Raw genomic sequence first — 15,251 nt, forward strand, 5'->3', positions numbered from 1 at the left:
GCAGTTTGCGGAAACACAAGACGCAAAGCGAAACGTCAGGGGTGGATTTCCTGCCCGGCGTCGCTTCGCGCAGGATCCGCAAGTGCAAATGTGAGAACGTCAACGGAAGCCGCCCCCGCCGCAAGAAGGGTTTTCGTGCATGCCGTCACGGTCGCGCCGGTGGTGATCACATCATCGATCAAAACAACGTGACGGCCTTCCAGCCGGTCAAGGCGGCTTTTGTCAACGCTGAATGCCGACCGGACATTTTTCCGTCTTTCCTTGGCCGGCAAACCAACCTGCCTTCGGGTCCGCTTCCGCCGTTTCAAAATGTCGGGCTGGTACGTCCCCCCGCACCCGGTCGCGATCACCTGCGCAAGCGTGGCCGCCTGATTGAACCGCCGGGATACCAGCCGGGCCCAGTGCAGCGGGACGGGAATGATCACGCTGTCCGGTCCCAGGAACTCGCGCCCGGCGTTACACATCCATTTGCCCATGGGCCGGGCGAGTTCCCGCCTGCCGCCGAACTTGTAGGCAAGCACGAGGCGCTGCGCGGAGCCTTCGTAGAAAGCCACCGAGCGCAGCCGGTCAAAAACGGGCGGCGCGGCAATCGCGCGCGGGCTCCAGGTCTCCTCACCGACATCATAGGCAAAAGGTGTCCCCAGCCTGTAACAGACCGGTTTCTCGATAAACGCCATGCCATGCCAGCAGACCGGACACAATCCGTCGTCCGACCCCACTCTCCGGTCGCAACACAAACACCTAAGTGGCAGCAGAGCATCCAAAGCCCCCCGGACAACGCCCGAGGAAACGCTCGACAGCTTTTCCCGCATGAAAATCAATTGATCAGTCCCCCAAGTGCAGCTCGCACGAAAGCAACTTATAATTGATAAAAACAGAATTGAACCCCTTTTTGAAAAATCGGGACTTTGACCTTGAAACCCGTATGTCCTAAGTGACGGTCACAAACGACCACCGACCGGACTTAACGTGACCGCGCAAACCGATCTGTTTGACCGTGCCTTGCTCCGAAAAAGGCGACAGCGCGCACTCAAGCGCGCGAAAACCGGGGCCGACTTTCTGCTGGCCAATGTCGCGGACGATCTGCAGGACCGCCTGCTCCTGATCAACCGGGTCTTTCGAACCGCGGTCGACCTCGGTGGCCACACTGGCCGGATATCAAAGGCGATCGGCGACAGCGGCAAGGCCGAGACCATCCTGCGTGCGGATCTGTTTTTCGCCGACCCGCATCTGCCACCGCCCGATCTCGTTGTCGACGACGCGCTTATGCCGTTGAAGGATCAGTCGGTCGATCTGGTCGTGTCGGCGCTCAACCTGCATCTCGTCAACGACCTGCCCGGAAGCCTGATACAGATCAGGCGCGCGCTCGCGCCCGACGGCCTGTTCATGGCTGTGTTGCCCGGCGCCGGCACGCTCACCGAGCTGCGGGACAGCCTGACGCGCGCGGAGCTGGAAACCAGCGGCGGCGCAGCGGCCAGGGTCCTGCCATTTGCCGACACGCGCGATCTCGGCAGTCTGCTTCAGCGCGCGGGATTTTCGTTGCCGGTCACCGACATGGACAAGATCACCGTGCGCTATGACACGATGTTTTCGCTCCTGCGCGACTTGCGGGACATGGGCGCGACATCTGTCCTGAAGCAGGGTGAAGGGCGGCCCCTGTCGCGCGCGGCACTGCTTCGTGCCGCCGAGATATACGCCGAAGACCACGCGGATACAGACGGGCGCATCAGGGCCACCTTCACGTTGATTACCTTGTCGGGATGGGCTCCGCACGAGAGCCAGCAAAAGCCCCTGCGTCCGGGTGCGGCAAAAACAAGACTGGCCGACGCGCTCGGGGTTCCTGAGAGAAAAGTCTGACCAGGATCAGATAGAAACTGCTAAATCGAAAAGCTTTCGGGAAACGGAAAACTACTTTGACGCGCTGTCCAGGGCACCTGCGATCGCACCGAAGACATCGTCGCTGATGGTGGTTCCCAGAGGCACCATGGCCAGAATGATGACCGACCCCAACAGCCCGGCAATCAACCCGTATTCGATGGCCGTCGCACCGCTTTCGTCATTCACGAAGCGGGAGGGCAGACGATTGGCCGATGCGTCCGGATTTGACTTCTTTTTCATGTTACAAACTCCCGCCCGACAGGTCTCTGCCTTGCCTGATTATACTGCGTCGATCAGGTGCGGAATGAGAGGTTCGTCAGCCGCCGGCATCGGAAAGTCTCTCAGTCTCATTGCCCGCACCCACTTCAGCGCCTGGTCTTCCCGTCCAATCGGGGTGCCAGTCCACCTGCGGCAGATGTAAAGTGGCATCAGCAAATGAAAATCTTCATAAGTGTGACTGGCAAAAGTGAGGGGTGCCAGACACGCCTCGTTAACTTCGATTCCGAGCTCTTCACCAAGTTCGCGGATCAGGGTTTCTTCCGGTCTTTCCCCTGCTTCCACTTTCCCCCCGGGAAATTCCCACAATCCTGCCATGGACTTGCCTTCGGGACGCTGCGCAAGAAGGATGCGCCCGTCCACGTCGACAAGGGCGCAGGCGGCAACTAGGACGATTTTTGTCATGAATTTCGATCCAGTTTTCAACCGGGGAACAAGGAGCCGTTAAGCATGTCAAAGATTACGTTGCGATATCTGCCAATTTTCGATCAGCTCCGGTAGTCACCGTTGATCGCGACATATTCCTTTGTCAGATCGCAGGTCCAGACCCTGGACCGGCCGGAACCGATCCCGAGATCCACCCGGATGGAGATGTTTTCCTGTTTCATCACGGCAGACGCAGCCTCTTCGCTGTAGCCGGGATCACGTTCGCCTTCTACGGCGACACGCACGTCGCCGAACCAGATGGCAAGCTTGTCCCGGTCGGCCGGCTCTCCGGCCTTTCCGACCGCCATGACGATCCGCCCCCAGTTCGCATCCTCGCCGGCGACCGCCGTCTTGACGAGCGGCGAGTTCGCGATCGCCATCGCGATCTTCCGGGCAGACGCGTCGCTTTCGGCGCTCTCGACGCTGATCTCGACGAACTTGCGCGCGCCTTCGCCGTCCCGGACGATCTGGTGCGCAAGATCCTGCATGACACCGCGCAGGGAAACCCGGAGGCTTGCGGATCTCGGGTCGTCGATCGACTGGATCGGCGCAACGCCCCGTTCCGCCGCGCGTCCCGTTGCAAACAGCAGGACGGTGTCCGACGTCGAGGTATCGCTGTCGACGGTAATGGCGTTGAAACTGCCGTCCGTCTCGGCGCTCAGCAAGGCCTGCAGCACATCCTGCGAAATCGCGGCATCGGTAAAAATGAAGGACAGCATCGTCGCCATGTCCGGGGCGATCATTCCCGCTCCCTTGGCGATCCCGCTGATGGTGACTGTCTGATCGCCCAAAACCACGGCGCTGGTTGCCACCTTGGGATAGGTGTCTGTCGTCATGATCGCCTTGGCGGCGTCAAGCCAGGCGTTCTCATCCTGCCCGGACTTCAGGCCTTCGACGACATCCTGGAACTTTTCGGCAGGAAGCGGCTCGCCGATCACGCCCGTGGACGCCAGATAGATCTCGTTCTCCGAACAACCGAGCGATCCGGCAACGATGTCGGCGGACAGTTCCACGGCCGCCTTGCCTTTCTTGCCGGTGAAAGCGTTGGCATTTCCGGAGTTCACAAGAAGCGCCCGCGCGGTTCCCGTCCGGAGCTTGTCCTTGCACCAGTCGACCGGAGCGGATGTGCACTTCGACCGGGTGAAGACACCGGCCACCGTCGTGCCTTCGTCCAGGGTCGCAAGCAGAACGTCCGTCCGGCCCGCATATTTCAGCCCCGCCGCCGCGGTGGCAAAGCGGACACCCGGGATCTCCGGCATGTCGGGAATGGATTTCGGAGCGAGCGGAGAAACGGTCGTCGACATGACAGCTGTCCCGGTTGATTGAAAGATCAGCTGTCCTTAGAGAGCGCATTTGGCAAGCGCAAGTCTTTTCGAAAAGGTTCGGAAAACGCGAGAACCCGGCGGATGTCACCGCCGGGTTCTTCAAAGATACGCGGACCGCGTTACTGCGCCGCCTCACCCTGTTGGCTTGGCAGCTGAAGCGCATCGTCGAGAATTTCCACTTCGGTCGCCGCCTTGAGCTCGGCCATCCTGGCTTCATACTGCTCGCGGATAAGCCGCTGGCGCAGCTCGCCGGCGACGGCCTCGAATGCCGGCTTTTCCTGACGCCGCTTGTCCTCCATCTTGATCACGTGCCACCCGAACTGGGTCTGGACCGGTTCCTTGGTATAGGCACCGGGCTCAAGTTCGAACACGGCGTCCTCGAACGGCTTGACCATCTGTCCCTTGCCGAAATAGCCGAGATCCCCGCCGTTCGGGCCGGAGGGCCCCGTGGAATTTTCCTTGGCGAGTTCGACGAAGTCCGCACCGTCGTCCAGTTGCTTGATCAGGTCTTCGGCTTCCACCTTCTCGTTCACCAGAATGTGACGCGCATTGACCTCTTCCGGACCCTCGTAGTCTTTGAATTCTTCCTCGTAGGCCGAATTGAGCACCTCGTCCGTGATCGCTCCGTCGATTTTCTGGGAGATATAGGCATTGCGCAATGCCTGCAGTTCAAGGAACTCCAGCTGCTTCTTGAAGTCCGGGTCCTGGTCCAGGCCATCCTTGCGTGCTGCCTGTGCAATCAGTTCCATGTCGACGACAACGTCCAGCAGGAGTGCCCGCCACTGATCGGGCGGAAACTGCTGCAACTGTTGGCCAAGGTCTTGTGCGGCAAACGCAATATCGGCTTCCGTGATATCCGCATCGCCGACCCTGGCGACCACGTCACCGGGTTCGGCGGCACTGAGCGAGGCGGATCCGAGCGTCACGGCCAGCATGGAAACGGCGACAGCCTGAACCGGCCTGCGCATCGAAATTCGGAACATGAGAAGTCCTTTACGTATAGGAACTGTAACTTTCGTTCCCTCATTCAGGAGGGCGTGGGTACTTTGCCTATTCCAGCGGCGTTGACAAGCATAGAGCCCCCTCTTATCTGTCGGGCGTCCCTGCTTTTGGGCGGGAAGGCATCTTTCAGGCCGCGTTCACCGGCCGGCGCGTTGCGTCTGGCGGCAACGTGGACAGCAATTGAGACGATTTCAAGGGCGGGCGCCATATTGCCATTGTGGGCGCCGCCGGGTAGGGAAGGACCGCCACATGGCTGGCCTTGGCGCACTAGCACGTAAGCTTTTCGGATCTGCGAACGACCGGAAGATCAAGACATTTCGAGCAAGGGTCGACGAGATCAACGCTCTCGAGCCGGAAGTTCAGGCCCTGTCCGACGAAGCCCTCAGGGCCCGGACCGATGAATTCAGGAACCAGCTGAAAAACGGTGCGAGCCTTGACGATCTCCTCGCTCCGGCCTTCGCGACCGTACGCGAAGCCGCCAAGCGTGCGCTCGGCCAGCGCCATTACGATGTTCAGCTTATCGGCGGCATGGTTCTGAATTCAGGACAGATCGCGGAAATGAGAACCGGTGAAGGCAAGACGCTGGTTGCGACCGCGCCGGTTTACCTCAACGCTCTGACGGGCAAGGGCGTTCACGTCGTCACGGTGAACGACTACCTCGCCCAGCGCGACAGCGAATGGATGGGTGAGGTCTACAAGTTTCTCGGACTGACGGTCGGCTGCATCGTCCACGGTCTGTCCGATGACGAGCGCCGCGCCGCCTACGAGGCCGACGTGACCTACGGCACCAACAACGAATTCGGCTTCGACTACCTGCGCGACAACATGAAACACGACCGCGCGTCGATGGTGCAGCGCGATCATTCCTTTGCCATCGTCGACGAGGTCGACTCCATTCTTGTCGACGAGGCGCGGACACCGCTGATCATCTCCGGGCCGTTGGAAGACAGGTCGGAATTCTACAACACCGTCGATGCCTTCATCCCCAGCCTCGCGGAAGAAGACTACGAACTCGACGAGAAGCAGCGCTCGGCAACCTTCACGGAAGCCGGTAACGAGAAACTCGAAGCCCTGCTCAGCGAAGCCGAACTCCTGAAGGGCGACTCTCTCTACGACGTGGAGAACGTGTCGATCGTTCACCACCTGCAGCAGGCCCTGAAGGCGCACAAGCTCTTCCAGCGCGACAAGGACTACATCGTCCGCAACGGCGAAGTTGTCATCATCGACGAGTTCACCGGCCGCATGATGCCCGGACGCCGTTTTTCCGAAGGCCTGCACCAGGCCCTCGAGGCCCGCGAAAAGGTGCGTATCCAACCGGAAAACCAGACGCTGGCGTCGATCACGTTCCAGAACTATTTCCGCATGTACGACAAGCTCGCCGGCATGACCGGTACGGCTGCGACGGAAGCCGACGAATTTGCCGACATCTACAAGCTCGAGGTCGTCGAGATCCCGACCAACGTCGAGGTCAAACGGCTGGACGACGATGACGAGGTGTATCGGACCGTCCAGGAGAAATTCACGGCGATCGCGCAGTTGATCGACGACTGCAAGGAGCGCGGCCAGCCCATCCTTGTCGGCACCACGTCGATCGAGAAGTCCGAATTTCTCGCCGATCTTCTGAAGAAGCACGGCTACAAGCAGATCGATCTCAGCGACCCTGCGGCCTTTGCCGCCGCCCAGAAGAAGGATGACGGCAAGTCCAAGATCTTCTCGGTCCTGAACGCCCGTTATCACGAACAGGAAGCGTTCATCGTTGCCCAGGCCGGACTGCCGGGCGCCGTCACGATCGCGACCAACATGGCCGGCCGCGGAACCGACATCCAGCTCGGCGGCAACGCTGACATGCAGATCGCCATGGAACTCGGCGACATGCCCGAGGGCGAAGAGCGCGCTGCGAAGGAAGCCGCGATCAGGGCCGAGGTTGAAGCGCTCAAGGAAAAGGCTCTCGCAGCCGGCGGGCTCTATGTCATCGGCACGGAGCGCCATGAAAGCCGCCGGATCGACAACCAGCTGCGCGGCCGTTCGGGCCGTCAGGGTGACCCCGGACATTCGAAGTTCTTCCTGTCTCTCCAGGACGACCTGATGCGCATCTTCGGGTCCGAACGCATGGACTCCATGCTGCAGAAACTCGGACTGGAAGAAGGCGAAGCCATCATCCATCCCTGGATCAACAAGGCCCTGGAAAAGGCCCAGCAGAAGGTCGAGGCCCGCAACTTCGACATCCGCAAGAACCTCCTGAAATTCGACGATGTCATGAACGACCAGCGCAAGGTGGTGTTCGAACAGCGCATCGAACTGATGGACGGAGAGGCGATCCAGGACGCGGTCACCGACATGCGGCACGACGTCATCGACGATCTCGTGGCCGCCCATATCCCGGAAAAGGCCTACCCGGAGCAGTGGGATACGGAAGGCCTCCAGGAGGAAGTCAAGAAATATCTCAACCAGGACCTGCCGGTGAAGGACTGGGCAGCAGAGGAAGGCATTGCCGAGGAAGAGGTCAAGGAACGCCTGCGCCGCACGGCGGATGAGGCCATGGCGCAAAAGGTCGCCAAGTATACGCCCGACATCATGCGCCAGGTCGAGAAGGCCATCCTGCTGCAGACGCTCGACAATCTGTGGCGCGAACACCTGTCCAATCTCGACCACCTGAGATCGGTCGTCGGCTTCCGCGGTTACGCACAGCGCGATCCGCTGCAGGAATACAAGACCGAAGCCTTCACTCTGTTTGAATCGATGCTGGCCCAGCTTCGCCAGATGACGACAGCCCAGCTGCTGCGCGTGGAACTGGTCACCGAGCAGCCGCCGCAAATGCCGGCGCAGCCGGAAATGCACGAGCATCACATCGATCCTCTGACAGGTGAAGACGAGATGGCGCGCGCGGATGCACAGCTGCAGGCCGTGCCTCCGGGCGAGCGCAACCCGGACGACCCCTCGACCTGGGGCAAGGTCGGCCGGAACGAGCTCTGCCCCTGCGGTTCCGGCAAGAAATACAAGCATTGCCACGGCGCGCTGACCTGACCCTGTCGTCATCGCGGACGGTCTTTGAAACCGGCACTCCACGCGAGTGCCGGTTTTGTTTTGGCTGTATGGAACATACATGGCCGGTGATCTCGCGGCAGCACAACGTGTTGTGCGGCACCTGATCATGGTTTACCTTACGTAATCAATCGAGTGGACGGGCTTGGGTTCTCGGTTTCAAGCACTAGGGTCAGGACCCTAAACGGCGCAGTTCGCCGCCATTTCGAGAGCTGCAATGCCCTGCGACAGCGAGGCCATGCAGAATGGGTACGTTTCACATCGAAATCATCAAACCGTCGCACTACGACGACGACGGCTACGTACTGCAATGGTGGAAGGCCTGGATACCTTCCAATTCCATGGCATGTCTTTACGCCATCGCACAGGACTGCGCGGACCGGAAGGTGCTCGGAGATGAGACCGCCATCTCGGTCAACGCCTATGATGAAATGACGATGCGGGTGCCGCTGGCAGATATCGTCAGCAAAACGAGAGACGGTGCCGGCATCGTCTGTCTCGTGGGTGTTCAGTCCAACCAGTTTCCCCGCGCGCTTGATATTGCAAGGCAGCTCCGCAAGGACAACGTGACCGTCATCCTCGGCGGCTTTCACGTCTCCGGCTGCCTGTCGATGCTCAAGGACATGCCATCGGATCTCCAGGAAGCGATCGATATGGGCGTCGTCCTGTTCGCAGGCGAGGCAGAGGAACATTTCGAAAGCCTGCTTGTGGAAGCGAAGGCCGGCACGCTCAAACCCGTCTACAACGTGATGCACGATCTGCCCGGACTGCAAAGCCAGGTGCCACCGCTTCTGCCGGAATCCATCGTGCGAAAATATGACGGCAGCCTGTCCTCCTTTGACGCGGGCCGCGGGTGTCCGTTTCAGTGTTCGTTCTGCACCATCATCAATGTGCAGGGCCGCAAGTCGCGCTGGCGCGACGCGGACGACATCGAAAAACTGATCCGGGCCAACCACGACCAGGGCATCACGTCGTTCTTCATCACGGACGACAATTTCGCGCGCAACAAGAATTGGGAACCCATTTTCGATCGTATCATCGAGCTGAAGGAACGCGATGGCATCCGTATCCACTTCCTGATCCAGATCGACACGCTGGCGCACCGGATGCCGGGTTTCGTCGACAAGGCCGCGCGCGCGGGTTGCACCCATGTCTTCATTGGCCTGGAAAGCATCAATCCGGAAAACCTCGCCCAGATGAAGAAAGGCCAGAACCGCATCACCGAATACCGGAAAATGTTCCAGCTCTGGAAGGAAGCCGGCATCATGACCTATGCCGGTTTCATCATGGGGCTGCCGAATGACACGCCGGAGAGCATTCGCCGCGACATCGGCATCATCCAGCGTGAACTGCCGGTCGACATGCTCGAATTCACGATGCTCACGCCATTGCCCGGCTCGGAAGATCACCAGAAACTTTACGAGAAAGGGACCTGGCTCGATCCGGACCTCAACAGGTACGACCTGGAACACACCACCTGCGAACACCCCACCATGAGCGCCGAAGTCTGGCAGCAGACCTACCGGGATATCTGGGACTGGTACTATACCGACGACCATGTCGAAACCCTGATGCGCCGCAACGTCGCCTATGGCATCAAGCCGGTCAGGGTCTGGCGGCTGTGCCTGCAGATCTACGGTGCCATGCGGTTCGAAGGGGTTCATCCGCAGCAATGCGGCTACTTCCGCTACAAGGACCCGCGCCAGCGCAGACCCGGGTTCCGCCGCCTGCCCGCGGTGCTGCACTATCCGTCCTTTGCGCTCGAAAGCCTCGTCAAATATGCACGCTTCGGGCTTTACGGGTGGAAGATCCACAAACTGCGCAAACGGATCCAGAAAGACCCGCGGGGAGCGGCCTACACCGATTTCGCCATTCAGCCCGTGACGGATGCCGAAAACGAGGATCTCGAGATCTTCAATCTCAATGACGCCGCAAAGCAGGCCGTAGCCAAGGCCAGGAAGCAGAAGGAAATCCTGGACAAAACCCAGCCCAGGGAGAAAACCGCCTCCGCCTGATTAGCGTGACGCAGCGGCAGCGTACAACATCGCGCAGCCGCGAACTGTGAAGCGCCGTGCCGGCAGCGAAGCTTGGGCTGGTCTTTTGCACGGATTTGCGGCAGGTTGCGCGGAACACCCTGGCCCCAATTCAGATCCGACACCTTGATGAACCAGACGGCTGCCTCGAAAATCTATGTCTCGCGCCGGGAGACAGCAAGACCGGCCGACCCCTTGCTCAGCGTGATTGTTCCCGTCTTCAACGAAGAAGACGTGATCGGTCATTTTCTGGAGGCAACCCGGCCGGTGCTCGAGAAGACCGGGCTCGCGTACGAATACGTGTTCATCGATGACGGCAGCAGAGATTCGACCGCGGACTACCTGTCCGAAAAACTGAAAAGCGGTCTTCCGGGACGGCTCCTCGGACTGTCGCGGAACTTCGGCAAGGAAGCAGCCCTGTCCGCCGGCCTTGAAGCCGTGCGCGGCGACATTGCCGTCATCATGGACGCCGATCTTCAGGACCCTCCGGACCTGATCCTGCAGATGCTGGATGGCTGGCGCGCCGGCTATGACGTGATCTACGGTCTCCGTGTGGACAGGTCTTCCGACACGGTACTGAAACGGTCGACCGCCAACATGTTCTACAAGCTCTTCAACCGGCTTGCGAATATCGACATGCCGGCCAATGCGGGAGACTACCGGCTGATCGACCGGGCCGTCATTGATGCCCTGCTTCGTCTGCCGGAAAGAAACCGTTTCATGAAGGGGCTGTTTGCATGGGTCGGCTTTCCGGCCATGGCCATCCCCTATGAAAGGCCCGTGCGCAAGGCCGGCGACGGAAAGTTCAACTACTGGAAACTCTGGAACTTCGCGCTGGACGGATTGACCGGCTTCACCACGCTGCCGTTGCGCGTCTGGTTCTACGGTGGCGCCGCGATATCCTTCGGCGCGTTCGCCTATGCCATTTACCTGACGGTGCGCACGTCCCTGTTCGGCGCGGACCTGCCGGGCTATGCCTCGCTGATGGTGGCACTGCTGTTCTTTTCGGGTGTCCAGCTGCTCTCCATCGGCATGATCGGCGAATACATCGCCCGCCTCTTCAACGAAGCCAAGCAAAGACCCGTCTACATCCTGCAGGACGTCATCGAGAGCGAGCAGCAGGAAGATGCCGGGACGGGCAAGGAAACACATGCTGGCTAAGGTGAACCGCGACACGCTGAAGACGGAAGGCGCGGCCGTCGGCAAGTTCGCGCTCATCGGCATTCTGGCCACCCTGACCCACGCCGTCGTCGCGTCCGTCCTGTTCGAGGCCGGTCTTCTTGCCGTCGTGCCCTCGAATGTCTTCGGTTTCCTGGCCGCCTTCACGGTGTCCTTCAGCGGCCACTATTTCTGGAGCTTCAGTCACCTGAGGCAGGCGGGGACCATGCTGAAGAGCATGGCAAGGTTCCTGGTCATTTCCGTCAGCGGTTTTGCGCTCAATTCGACGATCCTCGCCCTGTGGCTTGCCTTTGCGCCCTGGCCCGAGATCTACGGCCTCTGGCTTGCGATCGCCGTTGTTCCGGCCTTCTCGTTCGTCGGCGCCAGGTTGTGGGCCTTCACCCACCATCCCGCCGCCTCCTGACCGTCCGTCCTCAAGCCCGCGAAAAGGGAAACAGAATGACCGCTTCGCGCGCTGCACTGCTTTACGCCGCCGGTCTGACGCTGCTCTATGCGCTGATTCCCTCGCTCACGTTTCCCGGCCCGCCGCTCGACGTCGTGGAGGGATTTGCCTGGGGCCGCGAGATGCAACTCGGCTATACCAAGCACCCGCCCATGCAGGCCTGGCTGCTGGAAGCGACCCGTCACCTGACAGGCGGGACGTATGTCGGCGGGTACTGGCTGAGCGCGCTCTCCGCCGCGATCGGGTATCTGTTCATCTGGAAGATCTGCCGGCACCTCGGCCTGAGCGCTTGGCAAGGCTTCTGGTCGATCGTGCTGACCAGCGTCACATTCTACTTCACGCTGCCAATGCCCGAGTTCAACCCGAACATTCTGCAGATCCCTGTCTGGACAGGCATGATCCTCCTGTTCCTGCGGGTGCTCGAAACAAGACGTCTCGCCGACTGGCTGTTGCTCGGCGCTTTGGCTGCCTTCGGTCTCTACACGAAGTATTTCGTTTTTCTGCTCATCGGCACGATCGGACTTTACGTACTTGTTTTCCGCGATGCCAGGCGGGTGCTCGCGACACCCGGTCCCTGGCTCGGCGCACTGACCGGTCTGGTCTTTCTGGTACCTCATATCCTCTGGCTGCTGGACACCGATTTCCTGACGCTCCAATACGCCGCGAGCCGCAGCAAGCCGGCCGCTTCGATCGTCGGTCATCTGTGGAACCCGCTCAACTTCCTGCTTGCCCAGGTCGGTAATCACGCGGGGATCTTCCTCGTCATGATCGCCGGGTTCGGATGGCTTGGCCTGAAGACGTTCCGCTCCGGATGGAACCGGAGCTTCTTGCGTGCATCCGCGCACGAGGACCGGTTCCTGCTCTGGTTCGCCTTCGTCCCTCTGCTGGTCGTCCTGCTGGCATCGGCGGTGACTGGAAACGAATTCGAACACATGTGGGGCACACCGATGTTTGTGCTGTCGGGTGTCGTGGCCGTCCGGTTCGCCGCTCTTCCAGTGCTCTGGCCGTACCCGCGCCGTGCCCTGGCGGCGGCCATTGCCATCCAGGTGATCTTCCTGTCGGTGATCTTCGGTCAGGCGGTTCTGGAGCCTTACTGGAAGCAGAAACAGACCCGCATCCACTATCCCGCACGCGCGGTTGCCGAAGAAATGGCGCGGATCTGGAAAGAAGACCAGAATTCCGAACTGGCCTATGTGGCCGGTGACATGTGGTCCGCGGCCAATGTCACCCTGCACGCGCCCGGCAGGCCGTCGATGTTCTACCTCCACAGCCGGACGCTCAGCCCGTGGATCGACATCGGCGACGTGCAGGACAAGGGACTGATGATCGTTTGGCGCGGTGACAGGGACAGGCCCTTGCGGGAGTTTCTGGAACTTTATCCCGACGCCGTCCGCCAGGGCAGCAGGACATTCGACTATCTGTCCGATGCCGAAATTCCGCAGGTTACCGTAAACTGGCTCATCATCCCCCCGGGCAAAGTGGCCGAAGCTCCCGTGAATTAAGGACATACAGCGGCACGCTCCAACTGGAAACCGCGGGCAAAGACCACTACGTTGGCCCAATGATCAGTATGGCGAAAATCGACGACATCGAGGACTGGCTCATCGGCCAGGCCCTCGGGTCACCGGACCTTGCAGAGATGTTCGCACAGATGTGCGAGCGCATGCGCAAATGCGACGTCCCGATCGACCGTGCGATGATGGCCTGGTCCACGCTGCATCCCCTGATCGAGGCCGAGGTCGTCGTCTGGGAGAGCGGCAGTGAATTGCAGCACGACCTGATCGCGCATTCGGAGGAAGAGACCGAAGAATGGCTGAAAAGCCCGGTGCGCGCCGTCCTCGTCAACAAGGAGCCCCGGTTCAGACGCCGGCTGGCCAAGTCCAATGCCCCTCAGGAATTTCCGTTGCTGACCCGGCTGAGCGATGCCGGTTACACCGACTATCTCGTCTTGCCGACGAAATTCGATCTCCCGGTGACGAATGAGGACTACCCCACAACCGGTATCATTGTCAGCTGGTCGACGCGGCACGAAACGGGTTTCGGCGACGATGCCCTGTCGGCCATAGAATATATCCAGAAGCGGCTTGCGCTCGCCGCACGCGCGACCATCGAAAGCCAGATCAGCCGGACGATCGCCGAGACCTATCTCGGCAAGAACGCCGGCAACAAGGTTCTGAGCGGACAGATCCGGCATGGCGACGGCGAAACGCTGGACGCGGTCATCTATTACAGCGACATGCGCCGCTCAACGGCGATCGCCGAGGAACTTGGCCCCGATGCCTATCTGAACTGGCTGAACACCTATTTCGAAGCGACCGCCGGGGCAATCCTCGCCAACCAGGGGGAAGTTCTCGATTTCATCGGCGACGCCGTGCTGGGTGTCTTTCCGCTCGACACGCAGGGCCTCGACAAGGCCGGAGCCCAGGCGATCAGGGCGGCGGACGAGACGCGAAAAAGGTTGAAAGCCATCAACGACGACAAATCGAACATCATGGAAATGCAGGCAGGCGTCGCCCTGTCCGTGGGATCGGTCATGTTCGGCAATATCGGTGTGCCCAGCCGCTTGACCTTTTCCGTCATCGGGCAGACGGTGCATGCCGCCGCGCGCATCGAAAGCCTCACGAAAACCGCGGGATCCGATGTTCTGATGACCGAAGACGTCGCCAGACTGTGCGGTGCGCGCGCAATACCCGTCGGGTCGTTCGAACTGAGCGGCTTCACGGACCCGCAACCGCTTTTCGCGCTCGCATGAGGACGCCCGCCTTTGCGCTACCGCGCAAATTCAGAAATCTCCGATTGAGGCCTGGACCGAGGACAAACAGACTGACATGACCGATCTACGCCCGGCACCGCCGCAGCACCTGCCCTTCAACGACCAGGCCGCCGAGGGCGGCAACGACCAGGAACCGATTATCCTCCTGCACGGGTTCGGCGGAGACCGGCAAACCTGGCTGAACATTCAGACGGCGCTTGCGGGAAAGAAGCGGTCGCTTGCCTTCGACCTTCCCGGCCACGGGCAGGCGCTCGACTGGCCGCGCATCGGCAATGCCGGGGTTGCGGCCAAGGCGGTCGCGCAATCGCTGGAGACGCTCAACCTGGATCGGGTTCACCTTGTCGGGCATTCCATGGGCGGCGCGGTCGCCGCGCTTGTCGCGCTCAACGACCCAGACAGGATCGCGAGCCTCACTCTGCTGGCGCCCGGCGGCTTCGGTCCGGAAATCAATCACCGCCTGCTGCGCCGATACGCAACGACCACCGACACGGCGGGCATGGAAGTGTTGCTGGAACAGTTTTTCGGATGGGAGTACCGGCTCCCCAAATACCTGGCCAAGACCGTCGCCGAAAGCCGGTCCAAACCCGGCGCGACCGCAACGCTCGAGGCCATCGTGGAGGAAATCATCGACGGCGCAGTTCAAAAGACGCTGCCGAGGGACGAACTGGCTGCCCTGCCGATGCCGATGAAGGTGATCTGGGGCACGCAGGACCGGGTCTTGCCGACCCGGCAGGCACACAAGCTTCCCGGGATCGTCGCGACCCACATTTTCGAACGGGTCGGGCACATGCCGCATCTGGAGATCCCGAAAGACGTGACCCGGCTCATCCTGCAAAATGCGGGCGCCGTCTGACGCCCGCCCGGGGTCAGCGTCA

Annotated in this window: 13 protein-coding genes; 8 read left to right on the plus strand and 5 right to left on the minus strand. The window is 60.8% G+C overall.

Annotation, left to right across the window (positions count from 1 at the left end; genetic code table 11):
• Positions 1-35 precede the first annotated feature (35 nt).
• Positions 36-812: a ComF family protein gene (locus tag ACO07N_RS05015; protein ID WP_421984381.1), complete on the minus strand. Its 777-nt coding sequence runs from the start codon at positions 810-812 to the stop codon at positions 36-38.
• 157 nt (positions 813-969) lie between these two features.
• Between ACO07N_RS05015 and ACO07N_RS05020 the strand changes: the two genes are divergently transcribed.
• Positions 970-1,857 (plus strand): class I SAM-dependent methyltransferase, encoded by an 888-nt coding sequence (locus ACO07N_RS05020; protein WP_421979967.1) that lies wholly within the window; start codon positions 970-972, stop codon positions 1,855-1,857.
• A 51-nt stretch (positions 1,858-1,908) separates the two neighbouring features.
• Here ACO07N_RS05020 and ACO07N_RS05025 read toward each other — a convergent pair whose 3' ends face one another.
• The 4 genes from ACO07N_RS05025 to ACO07N_RS05040 form a co-directional block, all read right to left on the minus strand.
• Positions 1,909-2,118: a Flp family type IVb pilin gene (locus ACO07N_RS05025; RefSeq protein WP_421979968.1), complete on the minus strand. Its 210-nt coding sequence runs from the start codon at positions 2,116-2,118 to the stop codon at positions 1,909-1,911.
• Positions 2,119-2,157: 39 nt separating this feature from the next.
• Positions 2,158-2,559, minus strand: a complete 402-nt coding sequence (locus ACO07N_RS05030) for a (deoxy)nucleoside triphosphate pyrophosphohydrolase (RefSeq protein ID WP_421979969.1) — start codon at positions 2,557-2,559, stop codon at positions 2,158-2,160.
• Positions 2,560-2,642: 83 nt separating this feature from the next.
• Entirely contained in the window at positions 2,643-3,884 is a 1,242-nt protein-coding gene (argJ, locus tag ACO07N_RS05035; protein WP_421979970.1) for a bifunctional glutamate N-acetyltransferase/amino-acid acetyltransferase ArgJ, read from the minus strand.
• 140 nt (positions 3,885-4,024) lie between these two features.
• Positions 4,025-4,888: a peptidylprolyl isomerase gene (locus tag ACO07N_RS05040; protein WP_421979971.1), complete on the minus strand. Its 864-nt coding sequence runs from the start codon at positions 4,886-4,888 to the stop codon at positions 4,025-4,027.
• Positions 4,889-5,156: 268 nt separating this feature from the next.
• Between ACO07N_RS05040 and secA the strand changes: the two genes are divergently transcribed.
• The 7 genes from secA (at position 5,157) to ACO07N_RS05075 (ending at position 15,229) form a co-directional block, all read left to right on the plus strand.
• Positions 5,157-7,931: a preprotein translocase subunit SecA gene (gene secA, locus ACO07N_RS05045; RefSeq protein ID WP_421979972.1), complete on the plus strand. Its 2,775-nt coding sequence runs from the start codon at positions 5,157-5,159 to the stop codon at positions 7,929-7,931.
• A 263-nt stretch (positions 7,932-8,194) separates the two neighbouring features.
• Complete coding sequence (locus tag ACO07N_RS05050) at positions 8,195-9,964, plus strand: B12-binding domain-containing radical SAM protein (protein WP_421979973.1); 1,770 nt, start codon at positions 8,195-8,197, stop codon at positions 9,962-9,964.
• A gap of 147 nt (positions 9,965-10,111) precedes the next feature.
• A complete protein-coding gene (locus tag ACO07N_RS05055; RefSeq protein WP_421979974.1) occupies positions 10,112-11,143 on the plus strand; it encodes a glycosyltransferase family 2 protein in 1,032 nt (343 codons plus the stop codon).
• The gene (locus ACO07N_RS05060; protein ID WP_421979975.1) at positions 11,133-11,564 is read left to right on the plus strand and encodes a GtrA family protein; all 432 of its coding nucleotides are present in this window, start codon (positions 11,133-11,135) and stop codon (positions 11,562-11,564) included. Before ACO07N_RS05055 ends, ACO07N_RS05060 begins: the two co-directional genes overlap by 11 nt.
• Before the next feature lie 35 nt (positions 11,565-11,599).
• Positions 11,600-13,105, plus strand: coding sequence for a glycosyltransferase family 39 protein (locus tag ACO07N_RS05065; protein WP_421979976.1), 1,506 nt, complete (start codon positions 11,600-11,602; stop codon positions 13,103-13,105).
• Positions 13,106-13,173: 68 nt separating this feature from the next.
• Complete coding sequence (locus ACO07N_RS05070) at positions 13,174-14,355, plus strand: adenylate/guanylate cyclase domain-containing protein (protein WP_421979977.1); 1,182 nt, start codon at positions 13,174-13,176, stop codon at positions 14,353-14,355.
• A 76-nt stretch (positions 14,356-14,431) separates the two neighbouring features.
• Positions 14,432-15,229: an alpha/beta fold hydrolase gene (locus tag ACO07N_RS05075; RefSeq protein WP_421979978.1), complete on the plus strand. Its 798-nt coding sequence runs from the start codon at positions 14,432-14,434 to the stop codon at positions 15,227-15,229.
• Positions 15,230-15,251 lie beyond the last annotated feature (22 nt).

It is taken from the genome of Roseibium sp. (genome assembly GCF_965229775.1).
GTDB lineage: Bacteria > Pseudomonadota > Alphaproteobacteria > Rhizobiales > Stappiaceae > Roseibium.

Excerpts from the sequence above, each read along its gene's own strand:
- ACO07N_RS05015 (WP_421984381.1), bottom strand. The coding sequence starts at position 812 with ATGCGGGAAAAGCTGTCGAGCGTTTCCTCGGGCGTTGTCCGGGGGGCT.
- ACO07N_RS05025 (WP_421979968.1), bottom strand. The coding sequence starts at position 2,118 with ATGAAAAAGAAGTCAAATCCGGACGCATCGGCCAATCGTCTGCCCTCC.
- ACO07N_RS05030 (WP_421979969.1), bottom strand. The coding sequence starts at position 2,559 with ATGACAAAAATCGTCCTAGTTGCCGCCTGCGCCCTTGTCGACGTGGAC.
- argJ (WP_421979970.1), bottom strand. The coding sequence starts at position 3,884 with ATGTCGACGACCGTTTCTCCGCTCGCTCCGAAATCCATTCCCGACATG.
- ACO07N_RS05040 (WP_421979971.1), bottom strand. The coding sequence starts at position 4,888 with ATGTTCCGAATTTCGATGCGCAGGCCGGTTCAGGCTGTCGCCGTTTCC.
- secA (WP_421979972.1), top strand. The coding sequence starts at position 5,157 with ATGGCTGGCCTTGGCGCACTAGCACGTAAGCTTTTCGGATCTGCGAAC.
- ACO07N_RS05050 (WP_421979973.1), top strand. The coding sequence starts at position 8,195 with ATGGGTACGTTTCACATCGAAATCATCAAACCGTCGCACTACGACGAC.
- ACO07N_RS05055 (WP_421979974.1), top strand. The coding sequence starts at position 10,112 with ATGAACCAGACGGCTGCCTCGAAAATCTATGTCTCGCGCCGGGAGACA.
- ACO07N_RS05060 (WP_421979975.1), top strand. The coding sequence starts at position 11,133 with ATGCTGGCTAAGGTGAACCGCGACACGCTGAAGACGGAAGGCGCGGCC.
- ACO07N_RS05065 (WP_421979976.1), top strand. The coding sequence starts at position 11,600 with ATGACCGCTTCGCGCGCTGCACTGCTTTACGCCGCCGGTCTGACGCTG.
- ACO07N_RS05070 (WP_421979977.1), top strand. The coding sequence starts at position 13,174 with ATGGCGAAAATCGACGACATCGAGGACTGGCTCATCGGCCAGGCCCTC.
- ACO07N_RS05075 (WP_421979978.1), top strand. The coding sequence starts at position 14,432 with ATGACCGATCTACGCCCGGCACCGCCGCAGCACCTGCCCTTCAACGAC.